General features: G+C 35.6%; 13 protein-coding genes. 8 read left to right on the top strand and 5 right to left on the bottom strand.

What is annotated here, in order from left to right; all coding sequences use genetic code 11:
- Nucleotides 1–35: 35 nt before the first annotated feature.
- From MQE36_RS15985 to MQE36_RS15970, 4 genes are all read right to left on the bottom strand, one after another.
- A complete protein-coding gene (locus tag MQE36_RS15985) occupies nt 36–1,256 on the bottom strand; it encodes a TlpA family protein disulfide reductase (RefSeq protein WP_242936973.1) in 1,221 nt (406 codons plus the stop codon).
- Between the two features lie 606 nt (nt 1,257–1,862).
- Nucleotides 1,863–2,993 carry a RagB/SusD family nutrient uptake outer membrane protein gene (locus tag MQE36_RS15980; RefSeq protein ID WP_278286666.1) on the bottom strand — a complete coding sequence of 377 codons (1,131 nt, stop codon included), beginning with the start codon at nt 2,991–2,993 and terminating at the stop codon, nt 1,863–1,865.
- A 3-nt stretch (nt 2,994–2,996) separates the two neighbouring features.
- Nucleotides 2,997–3,257, bottom strand: coding sequence for a hypothetical protein (locus MQE36_RS15975; protein ID WP_242936971.1), 261 nt, complete (start codon nt 3,255–3,257; stop codon nt 2,997–2,999).
- Nucleotides 3,258–3,511: 254 nt separating this feature from the next.
- Nucleotides 3,512–4,126, bottom strand: coding sequence for an RNA polymerase sigma factor (locus tag MQE36_RS15970; RefSeq protein ID WP_242936970.1), 615 nt, complete (start codon nt 4,124–4,126; stop codon nt 3,512–3,514).
- Nucleotides 4,127–4,243: 117 nt separating this feature from the next.
- Here MQE36_RS15970 and MQE36_RS15965 point away from each other — a divergent pair, with 117 nt between their 5' ends.
- The 7 genes from MQE36_RS15965 (at nt 4,244) to MQE36_RS15935 (ending at nt 16,018) form a co-directional block, all read left to right on the top strand.
- The gene (locus MQE36_RS15965) at nt 4,244–5,404 is read left to right on the top strand and encodes a FecR family protein (protein WP_242936969.1); all 1,161 of its coding nucleotides are present in this window, start codon (nt 4,244–4,246) and stop codon (nt 5,402–5,404) included.
- Nucleotides 5,405–5,532: 128 nt separating this feature from the next.
- The gene (locus MQE36_RS15960; RefSeq protein ID WP_242936968.1) at nt 5,533–9,141 is read left to right on the top strand and encodes a SusC/RagA family TonB-linked outer membrane protein; all 3,609 of its coding nucleotides are present in this window, start codon (nt 5,533–5,535) and stop codon (nt 9,139–9,141) included.
- Nucleotides 9,142–9,152: 11 nt separating this feature from the next.
- Nucleotides 9,153–10,595 (top strand): RagB/SusD family nutrient uptake outer membrane protein, encoded by a 1,443-nt coding sequence (locus MQE36_RS15955; RefSeq protein WP_242936967.1) that lies wholly within the window; start codon nt 9,153–9,155, stop codon nt 10,593–10,595.
- Between the two features lie 45 nt (nt 10,596–10,640).
- Entirely contained in the window at nt 10,641–11,612 is a 972-nt protein-coding gene (locus tag MQE36_RS15950) for a hypothetical protein (protein ID WP_242936966.1), read from the top strand.
- A gap of 125 nt (nt 11,613–11,737) precedes the next feature.
- Complete coding sequence (locus MQE36_RS15945; RefSeq protein WP_242936965.1) at nt 11,738–12,976, top strand: TlpA disulfide reductase family protein; 1,239 nt, start codon at nt 11,738–11,740, stop codon at nt 12,974–12,976.
- 123 nt (nt 12,977–13,099) lie between these two features.
- Nucleotides 13,100–14,482, top strand: a complete 1,383-nt coding sequence (locus MQE36_RS15940; protein ID WP_242936964.1) for a TlpA family protein disulfide reductase — start codon at nt 13,100–13,102, stop codon at nt 14,480–14,482.
- A 159-nt stretch (nt 14,483–14,641) separates the two neighbouring features.
- A complete protein-coding gene (locus MQE36_RS15935) occupies nt 14,642–16,018 on the top strand; it encodes a TlpA family protein disulfide reductase (RefSeq protein WP_242936963.1) in 1,377 nt (458 codons plus the stop codon).
- 231 nt (nt 16,019–16,249) lie between these two features.
- Here the strand turns inward: MQE36_RS15935 and MQE36_RS15930 are convergent, their stop codons facing one another.
- A complete protein-coding gene (locus MQE36_RS15930) occupies nt 16,250–17,047 on the bottom strand; it encodes a helix-turn-helix domain-containing protein (protein WP_242936962.1) in 798 nt (265 codons plus the stop codon).
- Between the two features lie 168 nt (nt 17,048–17,215).
- Between MQE36_RS15930 and MQE36_RS15925 the strand changes: the two genes are divergently transcribed.
- Entirely contained in the window at nt 17,216–17,488 is a 273-nt protein-coding gene (locus MQE36_RS15925) for a hypothetical protein (protein ID WP_242936961.1), read from the top strand.
- Nucleotides 17,489–17,550: the final 62 nt, after the last annotated feature.

Below are 17,550 nucleotides of genomic sequence, written 5' to 3'. Positions count from 1 at the left end.
AGAATTTAATTCTCCGAAGCCTGCATCGAGCTAGTTCATTGACCGAGCATCTCTTCCAGCAAGTCAAAAGCTTCTTCGCCCGAACCTACATATCGTTTTACGATTTTACCTTTAGGGTCTATTATAAACTTTGTAGGGAAGCCTTTTACATTAAATCGGTTCACAAAATTATCGGAAGTGTTGGCCTTATCGCTCATTAATTGTTTCCAGTCATAACCCTTTTCATCTACAAATTTTCGAATTTTCTCCTTGGTATCTCCGGAGTTGATACCCAAAACAATTAATTTGTCTTTATGTTTTTCCTGAAACTCTTTTACTCTGGGCATTTCTGCCACACAAGGCCCGCACCAGATACCCCAAAAATCTATCAAAACATATTTTCCTCTGTACGATTCTAAATTAAAAGCAGAACCATCGAGTGTGGCCGTGGTATTGATCTCGGGCACAGTAGCACCTTCACTTGTGGCAGCTATAGCTTCCATGAGTGTTTTTAATCCCTGATAAATATCATTATTGTGTATATTCTCAGGGATTTCCTTGAAAAGGGCAAAAGCAGCAGAATCGCTTACCTGGCTTCTCATTACCATATCGTCCAGGTACCAAACAGCCCCTAAGGTATTAGGATTATGTTTTATGAAAGCTATTCTTTGTTGGTTGCCCAACTCACTGATCTCCTCTGCTTCTTTTTGCAACTCCTTTATTTTTAGGGAATCTTCTTCAAAAGAACTTTGGACCATTAAATTGACACTTTTATTAAAGTTGGGATAAGCTATTTTGTTTATAGCTCCCAGGCTATTATTATATTCATCTCCCGACGGATAGGCATCCATAAAGTCGGATATTTTTCCCTGTATCTTAACATCTGCACCCGGAAAGGCGAAAAACATCAGGTACATTGACTTTACAGGGTAATAGCCTCCGCCTTTGGCTTTTTTAAAAAGCTTGTTGTCAGTATCATTAAAATCGGTATAAGCCCTTATTAAACTTAATTTTGAAATGGTATCGCTATATTCGAACAGACCGTCTTTAACTGTTATGGAATCAGGCTTGGTCTCTTTTGAATATTCTTTATCAGGATGCCTGAAGAAAAGGGTTCCTGAAAACTTTTTGATCTCTCCTGATATCTTAAATTCATTCGTTTGCTTTTGCTTCTCAGGCGCGCCATCACAGGATAAAAAAATGGTCGTTATCAAAAGGAAAAGCGATAAATGGACAGTTCTTTTCATACATTTAAAATTTGTTAATATTCGTTTCATCTATTTAAATTTTTATCTTATTAAAAATTATTTGCATAGATATAACCGCTGTGCCTTCGCACAAAAAAATTAATTATGTCGGTTGGTATGCAAATAATTAATTTTGTTTATGCTCATTTCATATATATATATTCTTTAATGTGAGTTTTAATACAGTTAATATTGTATGTGGTTGTTCATCAGTAAGATACTTCGTGGCGCAGCATGCACATGGGCAAAACATTTCGATGCAAGTCCCGTGAAATTCCATTAGCAGTATTTTACAAGGATAAGCTATACGGGATAAACCCCGATTATCGAGTAAAATGATGTCAAATGTCAGGTTGAGCGTTGTCGAAACCTAAACGAAATGCTACCTTTTAAAAACCTTTCGACTGCCTGCCCGTACATTCAGGACGACGTTCAGGGAAACAACCATTTATGTTATTGGCAATTCTTATATAATAATGGAGATCTTAATCGAACTCACGTTATTTAATAATTATCAAAAGAGATAATAGATAGTATGGGGTGCTCTTTGAAGTAACCTCTATGGTATTCCCGAAGGAGTCCCGGCGTTTTGTAAGCCGGGACATTACAATATAACTATCAACTAACTCAAATATTTTAATATTCGTTTTGTTTTATTACCCCGTTCGAGGATAATATATCTGTATTAGGTATCGGATTTGCAAACCTTCTCGAATTTTTTTCCAATTCGTAAGTAACAGGTGTTTCATTACCCAAAACAGCATTGGCATTATACGGATAGAACGTTCTGGTCATTACAACATCGTCAGAGGCTTCGCTGTTGTTATTATAGCGCCTGACATCGTACCAACGCATGGTAAATGGCATTTCCCTGCGGCGTTCTTCCAATACTTTGGTCAAGGCTTCTGCCTGCGTAGCAGCGCTTAGGTTGATCACATTTGCCGGAGCATTAACATCCATTCTGACTGCCCTCAATTGATTTGCCGTTTGGATTCCCTGTTGCCAGGAGCCTTGTCGTATCTGACACTCTGCTTTGATGAGCAGCATCTCCGGAACAGATGGCCCGTTCAATATCTTATCCTTAAAGAAAAAGATGTAGCCGGGATGATCGTATGGTGGGTTTGTGGCGCCTCTGTCATAAGAATAATGTTCTACCATATGATATTTGTATCTTAGGTCGTAAGTATGATCGTATAAATCCAATAGATCCTGTGATGGGATATAATACCAGAACGGATTATTTAAATACCTCAAAAAATAGGATTCTTCCCACTCCAACATATCGGTGGGATCAGTTTGATTATCGTGTGTATAAGGATACTCCAAAGTAACGGTTGTTGCATCGGGATTAAATATCGTTACCTGAGAGATAATATCGGAATACCGCATCCCTGTATTATAATCTCTTAGCAGATCATGCTCGCTTAGTGCCTTTTCTGCATAGGTTTGAGCTTTTTCATAATCGCGTAAGGAAAGGTAATACCTGGCAGCAAAAGCATTAACTGCTGCAGTACTGGCACGCCAGGTACGGTATTTACCATTAACCAATTTCAATGAAGAATTCAACTCGAGTGCTTCCATTAAATCGGCTTCAATGAAGGCTTGTGTTTGCCCCAGTGTTGCCCTTTCTACAGATTCCTCAAAACTGGTCAGCTCTTTTAGAGGCAACCCCAGTTCGTCTTTATTTGCCTCGGTAAAAGGCAAACAGTAAACATTGGCAAGCTGATAATAACTATAGGCCCTGATAAAGTAGCATTCGGCTTCAATTTTTTATTTTAGTTCCTGACTACCCTCAACTTTGGAAAGGTTGGCCAGTATTAAATTAGCCGTAAATATTTTTCTCCATTCAGCAGGCCAGTATGGGCGGTCGTAATCCGGTAAATAGTCTTTATCCCATGTTGCAAATTCGACCATATTAACCGGATAAATACTGGATTTGGCATCGTATAAGTCGGTAATCAGACCATAATCATCTGTCCCAAAGGTTAGTTCGTTAGCTCCTTCACTGGCAAACGTACTATAGTTATTCAACAAGCTTTCCAGCTGTTCTATCGTTTTGGGTACTATAGAGGAGGTTTTTCGACAATAATGGCATAAAGTTCACTTTTGAGAAAAGGTATTCCTGAAAAAAATGAAAAAGCATTATCGTACAAAGAAGGAAACGACCTTGCAGGCCAGCACGCACATGGACAAAACATTTCGAAGCAAGTCCAATGAAATTCTTTTAGGAATATTTCACAAGGACAAGCGTAGCTATACGGATAAATCCCGATTATCGAGTCAAGTTACAAGACATTCGTTCTTTTTAAAAATGTCTTTTTAATAAAGCTCGATATAAATATCAGGAATATTTTTCTTTTTCCCTTTAAACCGGATCTGAGGGTTTTGTATGCTCTTGTTATTAATGATTCTACATTTTTGGTGGAAACATTAAGATAGCTGGCAATTTCTTCATTGGTAAGCCCTTCCTCTTTACTTAGTTTAAATACCTGGCGGCATTTAGGAGGCAGTTTGTCTATTTCTTTATTTAATAATTCTATAAGGGTGTTGAGATCTTCCTCTGTTTTGTTCTCCGCAAAATCATTTAATGAAGTGATATATTCTTTTTCAAGAGGAAGAAAGGGCTTGTCTTTTCTATATTGATTGATGAATTCGTTATAAACGGATTTATATAAATAATTTTTAAGATTGAGTTCGGAATTTAATCGTTCTCTATATTCCCAGGTTCTGATAAAAACATTCTGAACAATATCACTGGCGATTTGATCGTCTGAGGTCAGTTTTTTTGCATAGATTTTTAATTTGCTGTAAAAGATGTCGACCAGCAAATTATATGCTAATTCATCTCCTCTACGCAGGTATATAATTAAATTTTTAGAATTGGTAGAACCAACCTCCATAAATTGAGAATTTAGTGGTAAATTAAAATAATGTTAGGTAAATATGAAAAAAATAATAAAAAAAACATAGGGTATTAATTTTTTGGAACGTAATAATTGTAAATGGTGAAAATTTAGATGGATAAAACTAAAGTTGAAAATATAATTGTTAAATTTTTAAATGGTAATGCTTCTTTGGAAGACAAAGAGCTATTACATGAATGGATCGCTGAGGGTTCCAAAAACAAAAAAATATTCGAGGAATATGTAGGCACCGACTATCTTCTTGATGTGGTTTCTGTAAATCAGGATTTAAAGAAGATAAAGAGCGATTTACTAATAAAAATCAGATCAGATAAGAAGGAAGGTACTAAACGGAGAATATTCGGGGTACTTAAATATGCTGCGGTAGTTACAGTAGTTTTAAGTATAGGCTATGGGGTTTATAATAACTTTAAGGCAGACAATATTATTATTGTCCCGGAAGAAGCAATTATTCTTAAAACCGGAGATGGGAGTATTAAAAACCTCGATGAGATTTCTGAAGGAATTGTCTATAATGATCAGGGAATCGTTATTGGAAATCACCAAAAGGGGGAATTGATTTATAGCGATTCATTGGCAAACAATGATCATAGTTATAACGAAATTCTTGTGCCATTTGGCAGACGATTTAATATCACTTTATCAGATGGAACCAGGGTGTTTCTGAATGCCGGAACTTCATTAAGGTATCCTGTTCATTTTACCGATGGAGAGAACCGTCGGGTGTATTTGGAGGGGGAAGCCTATTTTGACGTTGTAAGAGATACTCTAAGCCCTTTTATCGTTAATACCGGTTTGGTAGATGTCAGGGTTTTAGGAACTACCTTCAATGTGTCATCGTATGAAGAGGATGACGAGATAAATGTAACATTAGTTGAAGGGGCTGTTGCAATGTATGCAGAAGATGGGGCACAGGAGGAACATAAACATTTGGTGTTAGATCCGGGATTGATGGGGATTTATGATAAAATTATCAAGAACCTTAATGTGAAGGCTGTAAATACAAGTTTGTATACCTCATGGACTCATGGTGAAGTGATATTCAGAAATGAATCTTTCGAAAATATATTGAGGAAATTAGAGCGTTTTTATAATGTGACTATAGTGAATAATAATGAAGTGTTGGCAACAGAAAATTTCAATGCACATATAAATTTACAGGAGGAAACAATACAAGAAGTGCTGGATTATTTTAATGAGATATATAGCGTAGACTACAAAATTTCAAAAGATAATACAATTATAATCAACTAACTAAACTCTTTTACTGAAAATGAAAAAAAATACATCTTAAACTACTGAAAAAAATCGGGAAATGTTGCCGCATCTCCCGAGATGAAGAATGGTCAAAAAATAATTAACCACAAAAACAATTTAAATGTATGAAAAATCTTCTTGATAACAAGAGGGGTAGCTCTTTTATTGTAAAATTTGATTTAAAAATGAAGCTCTCTTTACTCTTTACAATGGCCGCCATTTTTATATTGCAGGCTAATACAACTTTTTCACAGAACAAGCTTACAATTTCTGTTAAGAACCAAAATGTCGGTCGTGTTTTAGATGAGATTGAATCTGCAAGTGATTATAAGTTTTTCTTTCAGACTTCTGTTGTTGACCTCTCTAGAGTGATAAGTATTGATGTAAAACAAGAGTCCTTGGAAAATGTTTTGGAAATGCTGTTTTCCGGAACAAATACTACATATTTAAGAAAACAGAACAATATTTACTTACAAGAGAAGCCGGCACCGGTATTGCAACAAAGAATTTTTGTGATTTCCGGAACAATAGTCGATTCAGAAGGAGTTCCTATGCCGGGGGTTTCTATTGTACAAAAAGATACTGGTAATGGTACGGAAACTGATTTTGACGGGAAATACACCATCAGAGTCAGAGGCAATAGTGCTAGATTGATATATTCTTATGTAGGATTGAAAACCGTTGAAAAACAAGTGATTAAATCGGAGGTTATTAATCTGGTCATGGAAACTGAAGCTACGAGTTTAAGTGAGGTAATTGTAACAGGCTATCAAAACCTCTCCAAGGAAAGAACAGCCGGGTCTTTTACTCAAATTGGAGAAACTCAGATACAACAACGTCCCGGAAGTACGAATATAATGGACCGTATCATGGGGCAAACAACAGGTTTAAATACGAACCCTGCATTTGGCGGTGCTTTTGAGATCAGGGGGAGAAGCTCTATTTTAAGTATTAATGCGAATCCGCTTGTCGTTGTAGATGGATTCCCTTTAGCAGATCAGCTAAATCTGGAGTCTATTAATCCGGAAGATGTAGAGACCGTTACGATACTAAAAGATGCAGCTGCATCATCAATTTGGGGATCCAGAGCTGCCAATGGTGTTGTAGTCATTGTGACGAAAAGAGGAGGTAAGAACACCCCTTTAAGGGTCGATTTTTCAGCGTTTGTAGAGATGGAAGAAAAGGTAGATTTGAACAATCTTAATTTGATGACTACTGCCGGGGAAATTGCACTGGATCAGGAATTCATTGATAAAAAATGGACCGATATAAACGGATTGGCCATAGGTACACGAAGTATTAACGACCTTCATTTGGCATATCTGTATAGAAATGGACTGTCACCGGATGGAGAAGTTTGGTCTCAAAATACATTTGACCGATACATTAATGAACTTAAACAAAGGAACATTAATGAAGATTGGGAAAAATATCTCTTAAGAAATGCAATACAAACCACATATAACTTGTCGCTTTCCGGAGGAGGAGATAACAATTCATTCTTTGGTTCACTATCTTATGTTGATAGATCAGGACAAGTGAAGGGAGATGATAATGATCGTATTACTATGAATCTACGCAATACTTTCGATTTTAATGATAAAATATCATTTACCGCTGGAATGACAGCCGCTTTAAGAAAGGAAAAGGATAATTATTTAACCTCACAATTCGGATTTGGGAATCCTATTGAAATGGTTACATTGGCACAGCCATATGATCAGTTGGTTGATGAAGATGGGCAATATATACAAAAATACTACCATTGGAATCCTTGGATGTCTAAAGAAAGAGAGAGCCTGGTTAACGCACCATACACATACAATGCACTTGAAGAGCAACGAAATGTAGATAATAGCAGTACACTTGTTGATATAAGAGCTGATTTTAAACTGGATATAGAATTGTTTAAAGACCTGACAGTTAGTAGTTCATTCAGGTATGAGCGTAACACCAATGATTTAGATGCTTTTAAGTCCATGAATTTACCGTCATGGCGTAATACAGTTAATGATTATTATATAATGAATCCGGATACCGGAAACTATCAGTATGGGATACCTCCGGGCTCGGAGTATTTACAGGAACGTACGTACTCGAAAGGGTGGGTTTTTAAAAATACCATTAACTGGGATAAAACCTGGAATGACCATCAATTAGATATATTTGCCGGTGGTGAATATTCCAGAAGATTTACAGAATTTTCGCGAAACAGGCAATTTGGCTATGATAAAGGATCTACCACGTATTTGCCGATTAACGAGGCTGATTTGGTAAACTACAGATTGACTAACTGGACTGGCGGACGTTTTACCAGATATTATGATGCGTTAGTTTTTGATGTTAATAATCAGGATAATCGATTTGTAAGTGTCTTCTCCAATTTAGGATATACATACAAACAAAAATATACCCTGAATGGTAGTTTTAGGATTGACCAGGCCAATATTTTTGGGAGTAATCCGGATTTTAGGTACAAGCCACTATGGTCTGTTGGTGCCGCATGGGATGCTACTAATGAACCCTTTCTGGCAAATACAGATTGGATAGATCGTTTGAAGTTCAGGGCTACCTATGGGTTGGGAGGAAACAGTCTGATAGGGGTGTATCCAGAGGCAACAGCACGTGTACGTAATATAAATGTAGGAAATCAATACAATAGTCTGGTATTAAACCAGCCTGCAAACCCTGATCTCAAATGGGAAGAAACAGCTACAACCAATTTTGGACTTGATTTTGCTTTTTTCAATAACAGGCTGTCAGGTAGCTTAGATTATTACACTAAAAAAAGTACGGATGTTTATACTTCAAGACCTCTTGACCCTACCGTGGGTTGGACGAGAGCATCTGTTAATTATGCAGATATAGATAATAAAGGGGTAGAGTTGCTATTAAATGCCGATCTGATTCGATCTGAAGATTTTAACTGGTCGGTAAGGGCTAATTTGAATTACAATAAGAATACTCTAACCACAGCCAAGATCAACACCACACCGACGGCAGATACTTATACAGGAACCAATGCGTATGAAGAAGGCAAGCCAATCGGAGCTACTTATGCGTATAATTTTGCAGGATTGGACAACAACGGAGAGGTATTGCTGTATGATGCAGATGGGAATACAAGGTCATGGCGGGGAAATGTAGCTATTGAAGAATTGAAATATGCAGGATCAAGGGTGCCAAAGCACTATGGTGGTTTATCTACAACACTGAACTACAAAGGTATAGACCTTACCGTAAATATGAACTATCAGGCGGACTATATATTTAAAATGTCCTACAATTATGCTTCGACCGGAAATGGTACCTATAATAATTTTGAATATGATTTTAGCAATATCAGGGTACATGAAGAATGGGGCAATCGATGGATGCAGCCAGGGGATGAAGCGACTACCGATGTACCTAAGATATTCTATAACGGAGTAAATCCTATTACTGGATTATCTGAGAATAGGAACGATACAGCTACCATGCATCGTATCTGGAATCAATCATCACGTAATGTGCATAAAGGAGATTATATAAGAGTACAGGATATTATTTTGGGATATACGATGCCGTCAAAATTATTGAAACCTACCTTTTTCAAAAACTTGCGTTTCAGTATGCAGGTAACCAATCCGTTCCTGTGGGTAGCCAACGACATAGGGGTAGATCCTATAGCCCCAACAAGCGAAGCTTATACCTATTTAACGCGTTATACTTTTGGCTTGAGAGCTTCATTTTAATAAGTAAGATTATGAAATTAAAGAGTAATACGATGAAAAAAAGACATATATACATATTACTGACATTTTTGACATTATCGGCATGTCAAAGCCCTGATGATTTCTTAGATGTAGAACCTACGGGTTATATCATTCCTTCAACTCTGGAAGATTACGATAAGATGTTACAGGATTATGCCATAATCAGGGGAACTGGTTCAGGTGTTGGAAACAATACACGCTTTATGGATCCGGATGTGTACCATAACCAGGCAAGCTTTAATACAATCTCCAATAGCACACCGAGTGTAAATGCATATACCTGGCAACACGACCTGTTTGACCCAGCAGTATCAGATAATGATTATAATGGCCTTTATCAATACATTCATGTCATGAACTACATTCTGGAAGAAGTTGATGATGCCAAACCAGGAAATTTTGATGCTTCTAAAAGAAACATCCTTAAAGCTGAAGCTATGGCGCAACGAGCTTTTGAATATTTTTTGACGGTTAATGAATATGCCCATCATTACGATTCATCAAGTCTGGATCTACCGGGTGTGGCCATGCCATTAACAGTCGATTTACAGGCGCAGTTAAGCCGTTCGAGTGTTGGGGAAGTCTATCAACAGGTTTTAACCGACCTTAATGAAGCACTTCGCTTATTGGGAAATAATTATCAGGCAGTTAATTCCTATGCTAATTTCCGACCTGGTAAAGCATCTATTTATGCATTACTTTCGGAAGTTTACCTGTATATGGGTGATTTTGACCAGGCCTTAGGTTATTCAAATACAGCCCTGTCACTGTATGATTATCTGGAAGATTATAATACAGTAGATTTTGCCAATCCGTCAAATCCATGGTCAGGTTATAACAATGGAGATAACTGGTATTATGGGACACTCAATAAAGAAATACTGTGGAACAGGTATATCGCTTGGGGATTTAACAATCCTTTTCAATTATATGCTCCTGACCTGGAAGCCCTTTATGATAAGGATAACGACAGAAGATGGTATTTATTTGCAACACAGACCTCAAGCTCCGGTGTGGATGTATCCCCGAATTATATATACATGTATGCAAGTTCTGAACGATGTAATGGTTTAAGCGTTCCAAGGTTGATGTTAACCAATGCAGAAGCTAAAGTCCGTACGGGTGATGGAGCAGGAGCTATTGATGTTTTAAACACTCTTTTGGAAAATAGACTTGTGAATTTTACCCCGCTGACCCATACAGATAATACAACGACCTTACAACTGGTGAAGGATGAAAGACGTAAAGAATTGGCAGGGTCAGCTCTGAATCTTTATGACCAAAAAAGATATCATGTGTATGGCGAAGTTGTACCTACTTATACGCGAACAAATCCGATAACAGGAGAGACCTTTACGTTGGCACCGGGAGATGATGGTTATGTAGTGAAAATAGCACAGTCGGTCAGGGATCAAAATCCAAATTTAAATTAGGAAGTCATTTGATGACATGCTTTAATAATCCAAAATTAAAAGAACATGAATAAATATATCTTAATAATATTATGTGTTTCCATTTTTTCTTTTCAGGCTTGTGATGATGTAGAAGAAATAATAGTGCCTGATGCATCCAACATTTCTTGGGTAACTACTGCAAATCTCGAATTTACAGCACAAGGGGACGAATCCAGCTTTATTTACAATGTGAATAAAAGTACTGGGGAAGAGTTTTGGGGAGTCAGTGAATTAACATTTGATGTAGCTTTCCAATCGAACGGCGCAATGGCCTCGGATATCTCAAAAATAGATATTTATGCATTCATTGAGGAAGAAGTAAATGATTCTTATAATTACCTGGGAGGCGATTCCGGTAAATTAATAACTACTATCAATAATCCGGGGGAGATGTTTCAGATTACAGTTACCAAAGACATGTTGTATGATCTTTATCAAGGAGACTTTTTATCATCCAGAACAGAAATAAAGCCCGGAGATCTATTTGAATTTAAATGGGTAATTACAGGAAAAGATGGAACTGTATTTGATTCCAGAGAGAATTGCTCCGGTTTCAATTGCACTTTCGGTTTTCTAGCAGAATTTAAGATCGTAGATACATGGCTGGGGGAGTTTGAAGCTACATGGGTCGAAGTTGGCCCAGGAACGATAACCTATTCATACACAGGCGTTGTTGTAGGAGCAAAAAGAACCGTAATTTTCACGCCGGGAGAAGAAGAAGGTTATTATGATGTTGATGATATGGCTTTTGGAGGAGCCTATAGCGGACCTAGAGGAGGGACATTAACCTATGATGCTGAATCCAATATTCTCACAAGAGTGGCAGTAGAGACATACTATGAAAGCAACTGGGAGGTTGTGAGTATAACCCCTGAAGTTTTGACAATAAAATGGACCAACAATTTTACAGACCTTTACGGAGAATACGGTACCGTTGAGCTTACCAGGACAGACGGGCTGTCATGGCCTGTAGGCGTAACTATAGTTAATAACTAAATAAAAAAAACAGGGTAATTCATAGCTTATTACCCTGTTTATCCTAAAGTTTTCTCATTTAAGAGAATGTCTAATTCTAATCCAGACTTTATTCAGGTTAAGGTTGTATTTAAAAAAAGAATCAAATGCTGAAATCTAATTTTATACTATATATACTGGTTGGTGTAACTGGTTATACCAGTTTTGGCCAAAATAATATTACTATTGAAAAAAAATCTAAGATAATTACTTTTAATGCACAGGAGACATTTACCCTAAATGCACATCTGGAAAATTTAGAAGCAGAATATCTTGTTTACACTGAAAAAGACGATAGCCGGCCAGATGGCTTTCGGAGAGATACCTTATGGGTAAAAGATGAAAAATTTACTTTTAAAGACACAGTAAGTGATTACAAACTTTACTACATAACCATACCTGAAGCGCTAAGGAGCTATAAGGTAACGCTAGGAGGTAAGGTGTACAGAGCTTCTGTTAAGGCAAAGATGTGTAGAATGTGGTTTATCGGTTATCCGGGAGCTGAAATAACATATTCCGGAAAAGTCGATGATTTTATGGTAAATGCATATCCATCGGACCAGCATGGTATAAATGATGATTTAGGCAAAATAAATAAGCAGATATTTCCCTTAATAAATAAAACAGATTCGATAATTGTTACTTTAAGCACCAATAAAAACTTAAGTGCCGGGGAAGTTCAAAAAATGAACAAAGAGCGAAGTGAGCTTGATGACAAAGTCAAGGAAATGAAGGTCTCATTTATTAAAACACACCCGAAATCGATTGCTGCTTCATATATTTTTAGTGATGCTTATTATCGTAATTCCTTTACCTACGAACAGGCTAAAGAATTATTCGATCGTTTTGATGCTGCCATATTAACAGGAACACCTTTCTACGAAGAGGTTAAAAGTAGGCTCGAAGCAGTCGAAAAGACCGGAATCGGGATGCAAGCTCCGGAATTTATCACAAAAAATACAGACGATGGTTCTGAATTCAGATTGTCTGATTTAAAAGGAAATTATGTCCTGATCGATTATTGGGGGACCTGGTGCGGTCCATGTATGGGAGAAATGCCCAAAATAAAAGAATATTACAATAAATATTCAGATAAGAACTTTATGGTGCTGGGAATTAATTCAGGTGACACTTCCGACAGGTGGAAAGAAGTAATAAAAGAAAGAGAGTATAACTGGAGGCACATTCAGACCACCAGGGATCATAACCTTTTAATACCTTTTAACGTAAATTCCTTTCCAACCAAAATATTGTTAGACCCGGCAGGGAAAATTATCTACAGCTCCAAAAACTCTGAAAAAGCAGATATGTATAAAATGTTAGATAGCATATTCTCAAAATCTTGATCTTTTGAGTTCGTTCTTCAAAATCACTACGAATGAATCCATGAGGTAACAAATGCGATGAAATATCTTAAGAATATGACCATTCATACATCTTATTTACAGGGAGTTGAAAATTTTAAACACATGAAAAAAATAATTATAATACTGACTTTTCTGGTTTTTACAGCATGTCATAAAGAACCAAAGGTAACATATACCGTTATTAATGGTAAAATTGCCAGTAAAGGAGAAGTTAATAAGCTTATTTTAACAAATAATGATCGTGATTTTAAATATGAAATAGCTTTACTGGAAGATGGCAGTTTTCAGGATTCACTTACTATAGAACCCGGTTTGTATACGCTTTCAGCAGGACATAGAAAATCTATAGATATAGTATTCTTTAGAGGGGATGATTTATTTATAACCTTTGATGCCGATAATTTAGATACCTCGTTGAGGTTTGAAGGCAAAGGCTCCGATGAAAATAATTTGTTGCAGGCCATTAATAAGAAAATAAAAGAATGGAATCAGCAAAAACCGGAAACCTGTTTATTCGGGGAAAAGGATTTCAAAAGTACATTAATAGAAAAGAAAGAGGAGCTATTAACTCTTTTAAACGATTCTATGCAGTTAAACCCTGCCTTTAAAAATTTTCGGGAACGGCATATAAACTACTGGTACATTTATAGTTTATCACGTTATCAGGGAGAGCATAGATATTATGCAAAGACTCCTGAATTTACGGTGTCCGATGATTTTTTAAGCGAAACAAAGCACATAGATTATGGGATAGATAACGATTACAGAGCATCTGTGTACTACTACAGGTTAGTTAATGATAAACACTGGGAAAAGACAGACAGCCTGGTAAAGGCAGGAGCTTCTTCCAGTTCCGTTGCGAGACTTGAATCAGCAAACGGTTTTAAATCGGAATATATTCGTAATGCTCTTTTGTACAGATCAATTCTTGGAATACTGGCTTTGGATAACATTTTTAAACCAAGCTACGATACTTACATAAAGCTGTCTACCAATCAAGAACATAAAAATATGGTTACAGAAAAATATCAGGAAGTAAAAGTATTGGAGAAAGGAAACCCATCTCCCGGGTTTATTGATTACGAAAATTACAGCGGAGGTTTCACGTCTCTCGATCAATTAAAAGGAAAGTATGTTTATATAGATGTATGGGCAACCTGGTGTGGGCCTTGCAAAGCGGAGATGCCTTTTCTAAAAGAAGTTGAAAAAAAGTATCATGAAAACGACAATATTGAGTTTGTAAGTATTTCTGTAGACAGTAAAAAAGAGTATGATAAATGGAAAACCATGATAAAAGAAAAAGAATTAATAGGAATTCAGTTAATTGCCGATAATGCTTTTAAATCAGATTTTATAAGATTGTATCAAATCATTGGGATTCCACAGTTTATTTTGATAGATCCGGATGGTAATATTGTTAATCGAAGTGCTCCGCGTCCTTCTTCACCTCGCTTGATTGAACTGTTTAATGAGCTGGGTATATAGATTTTTATTCCATGAAAAATCCTGTTTATGAGGAATACCTTTTTCGCAAAAGCAGTTATAACAGATAAAGGGTAAGCTTAATATGTTGCAGCTATTGGAAAAGCTGTTTATATAATAATAGAAAGCTTCAATAGAAGCGATGTCATAAAAAATACAATTATGAAAATATACTTATACACCTGTGCCTTGGTTTTTATCCTGGCCTCTTGTGTTAAAGAACAAAGAAATGATTTTATCATTTTACAGGGCAAAGTTTTGAACAAGAAAAGTAATACATTAAGATTATCCAGTTTATGTTATTCATATTCTCATGATATTCCTCTTAATGAAGATGGAACGTTTGTAGATACCATAAGAACTAAAGCAGACAATCTAATGTTATATTATGGAGGACATCTTACATATATGTACCTGGAATCCGGTGATGATATTCACCTGACCTTTGATGTTAAAGATTATAATAATACAGTAACTTTTACCGGGGCAGGAGCAGCCTATAATAATTATTTGCTGCAAAAAAGAAAAAGAGTAAGTGAGGTTCTAAGTGATGTGAAAAACATATATCTGCTGAATGAAGTTGATTTTAAAGAAACTCAAAAAAAGCTTGAATCGGAACTTTTAAAATTGCTAAAGAATACCAAATATTTTCCAGCGACTTATATAGAAAAAGAGAAGAGGAATATTAAATATTATACTTTAAATAATTTAAATAAGTATCAGGTAAATCATATCTACCAAACCAAAAATAATGATTTCAGAGTGTCTGATGCGTTTTTAAAAGAACTGGAAGAGATTGCGTATAACAACGGTGAAGATTATATATTTTCATATGATTATTCCAGCCTGGTTGATAGTTATTGTCAGCAACAAGCCAGAGAAATATCGGCTTCTTTAAATATTGATGAAGATGTAGCGTATTTAAAAGCGGTGAATATGTTATCCAATCAAAAAATTAAAAACATCATTTGCTATAAGAAGGCAAAAAATGGTATTACCTATACTGCCGATGTAGAGAATTACTATGCGGAGTATATAAAGGGGAGTACAAATGAGGTGAACAACAAAGAAATAACCAAAAATTATAATGCCTTAAAGATTGTAGCAAAAGGAAAACCTTCACCTGAATTCACAGATTATGAAAATTTTGACAACAGTACCACATCTTTAAGCGATTTAAAAGGTAAATACCTATATATTGATGTCTGGGCTACCTGGTGTGGGCCTTGTAAAAGAGAAATCCCGTTTTTAAAGAAAATAGAAAGCCGGTACCATGATAAAAACATCGAATTTGTAAGTATATCTATTGACAATCCGGAAGACCGTAACAAATGGAGACAAATGGTTGAAAAAGAGAATTTGGGAGGCGTTCAGCTACTTGCAGATAACGCCTTCAATTCAAAATTTGTTCAGGATTATCTTATAAAAGGTATCCCTCGTTTTATTCTTCTTGATCCTCAGGGAAATATTGTCATGGCAAATGCCCCAAGACCGTCAGATGACAAGTTGATAGCTTTATTAGCTACATTAAGTCTGTAGTTTGAGATTTTAATCTTCTTATCAGCAGGAAGAAAAAAATCACATAAAGAAATGGAACTATAATATCAAAAATAACCATGTTATTATTCATAATATCAAATTTTAAGTAAATGACTGATTATATGATAAAGACAAAAAATTAATAGTCGATAATAAAGGAGGTTGTTTCTATGTGATGCTTACATAGAAACATTGTGTTGTTAAATTTTTAAGATAAGTCAATTATTTTAATCACTTTCTTAGTAAGCTACTTGGTGGAGATCCATAAAACATTGAAAATTCCCGGGAGAATTCATGAACCCGGCTATAGCCTAAATAAACTGAGACTTGAGTGACATTTAAATGAGCAAAACTTAAAAGGCTTCTGGCTTCTTCCATCCTTAGTCTGCGAATACGCTGCATGGGTGTATTTCCTGTTACTTTTTGACATGAACGTATAACGGTTGATTTACTGTATCCGGAAATTTTAAGTAAATCTGTTAAAGAAGGTTTAAACATTTTGTTTTTTCTTATTCGTCTTTCAATTTCCCACCATAAAGCTCTTTCTTCAATCTTATCATGTACAGAATCAAAACGGGTTCCCTCAATTTTATTGAGGATATTTAACAGAAAGGAAAAGCTCATAAGTCTTTTATTCAAATCAGACTGGGAAGAGAATGAATCATAAAGATTTCTGAATAATTGTTTTAGATTGTTATCTGCTTTAAATACACGATTATTTATGGAAAAAGGTAATAGTTTGGATGCTTGATAGCTTATTGAATAAAAGATAACATCTGTATGGTTCCCAATCGTTTCCACCTCTTCTGATTCATAGTAATATATAATATCCCCCTTTTTAACTGAATATTCATTGCCGTTTATTTTTATAAAGTAAGAACCTTTTATCACATAATGTAATAAATGTCCGGATAGCGAATAACATAAATATTTAAAGAATGGAGGTCTTTTGAATTCCCATACGCCTGTAATACTTTCTATTGGACAGCTCATATAGGTGAGAGGGAAACTATAATTGATTTTGCTCATAATTGACAAATAGAAGTATAAAACCCCTTTCTTTTTAATATTGGGTGATACTATTTGCGAAATATATGAAACTTTATGCGTACGTGTTGTATCTGGGTTTTATTTAATTGCGCTGAAATAGGTATAAATGTTACAGTTGCTGACTAAATAAAAGAATTCAATAAAATAATGATTAATCAACAAACTTGCTATTTAGCAATAGATATCGGGGGTAGCCGGATAAAAGCGTGTTGGATGCAGACTGACGAAACCTTTTTTACAAAAGAATATTTAAATAAACTGATAAATAATCATATTCGTTTAAAAAGTTGTTTAAATGAAAACACTTCAATTGAAGAGTTAGTATCCCTTGTTAAAAAAGTAATGATCAAGCTTGGTATAAGAGATTATCTTATTAAGGGTGTTGGTATATCGACAGCCGGTATAGTAAATTATCTCTGAGATGGTTCTGATTGAAATAGCAATAAGGTATTTGATATAACATTATTAATTTTATAAATAAT

This window comes from Zhouia spongiae (genome assembly GCF_022760175.1).
Classification (GTDB): Bacteria; Bacteroidota; Bacteroidia; order Flavobacteriales; family Flavobacteriaceae; genus Zhouia; species Zhouia spongiae.
This window is presented reverse-complemented; position numbering and strand designations above follow the sequence as displayed.

Coding starts and splice junctions, on each gene's coding strand:
- MQE36_RS15945 (WP_242936965.1), top strand. CDS start 11,738: ATGCTGAAATCTAATTTTATACTATATATACTGGTTGGTGTAACTGGT.
- MQE36_RS15985 (WP_242936973.1), bottom strand. CDS start 1,256: ATGAAACGAATATTAACAAATTTTAAATGTATGAAAAGAACTGTCCAT.
- MQE36_RS15930 (WP_242936962.1), bottom strand. CDS start 17,047: ATGAGCAAAATCAATTATAGTTTCCCTCTCACCTATATGAGCTGTCCA.
- MQE36_RS15970 (WP_242936970.1), bottom strand. CDS start 4,126: ATGGAGGTTGGTTCTACCAATTCTAAAAATTTAATTATATACCTGCGT.
- MQE36_RS15935 (WP_242936963.1), top strand. CDS start 14,642: ATGAAAATATACTTATACACCTGTGCCTTGGTTTTTATCCTGGCCTCT.
- MQE36_RS15960 (WP_242936968.1), top strand. CDS start 5,533: ATGAAAAATCTTCTTGATAACAAGAGGGGTAGCTCTTTTATTGTAAAA.
- MQE36_RS15950 (WP_242936966.1), top strand. CDS start 10,641: ATGAATAAATATATCTTAATAATATTATGTGTTTCCATTTTTTCTTTT.
- MQE36_RS15955 (WP_242936967.1), top strand. CDS start 9,153: ATGAAATTAAAGAGTAATACGATGAAAAAAAGACATATATACATATTA.
- MQE36_RS15965 (WP_242936969.1), top strand. CDS start 4,244: ATGGATAAAACTAAAGTTGAAAATATAATTGTTAAATTTTTAAATGGT.
- MQE36_RS15940 (WP_242936964.1), top strand. CDS start 13,100: ATGAAAAAAATAATTATAATACTGACTTTTCTGGTTTTTACAGCATGT.
- MQE36_RS15925 (WP_242936961.1), top strand. CDS start 17,216: ATGATTAATCAACAAACTTGCTATTTAGCAATAGATATCGGGGGTAGC.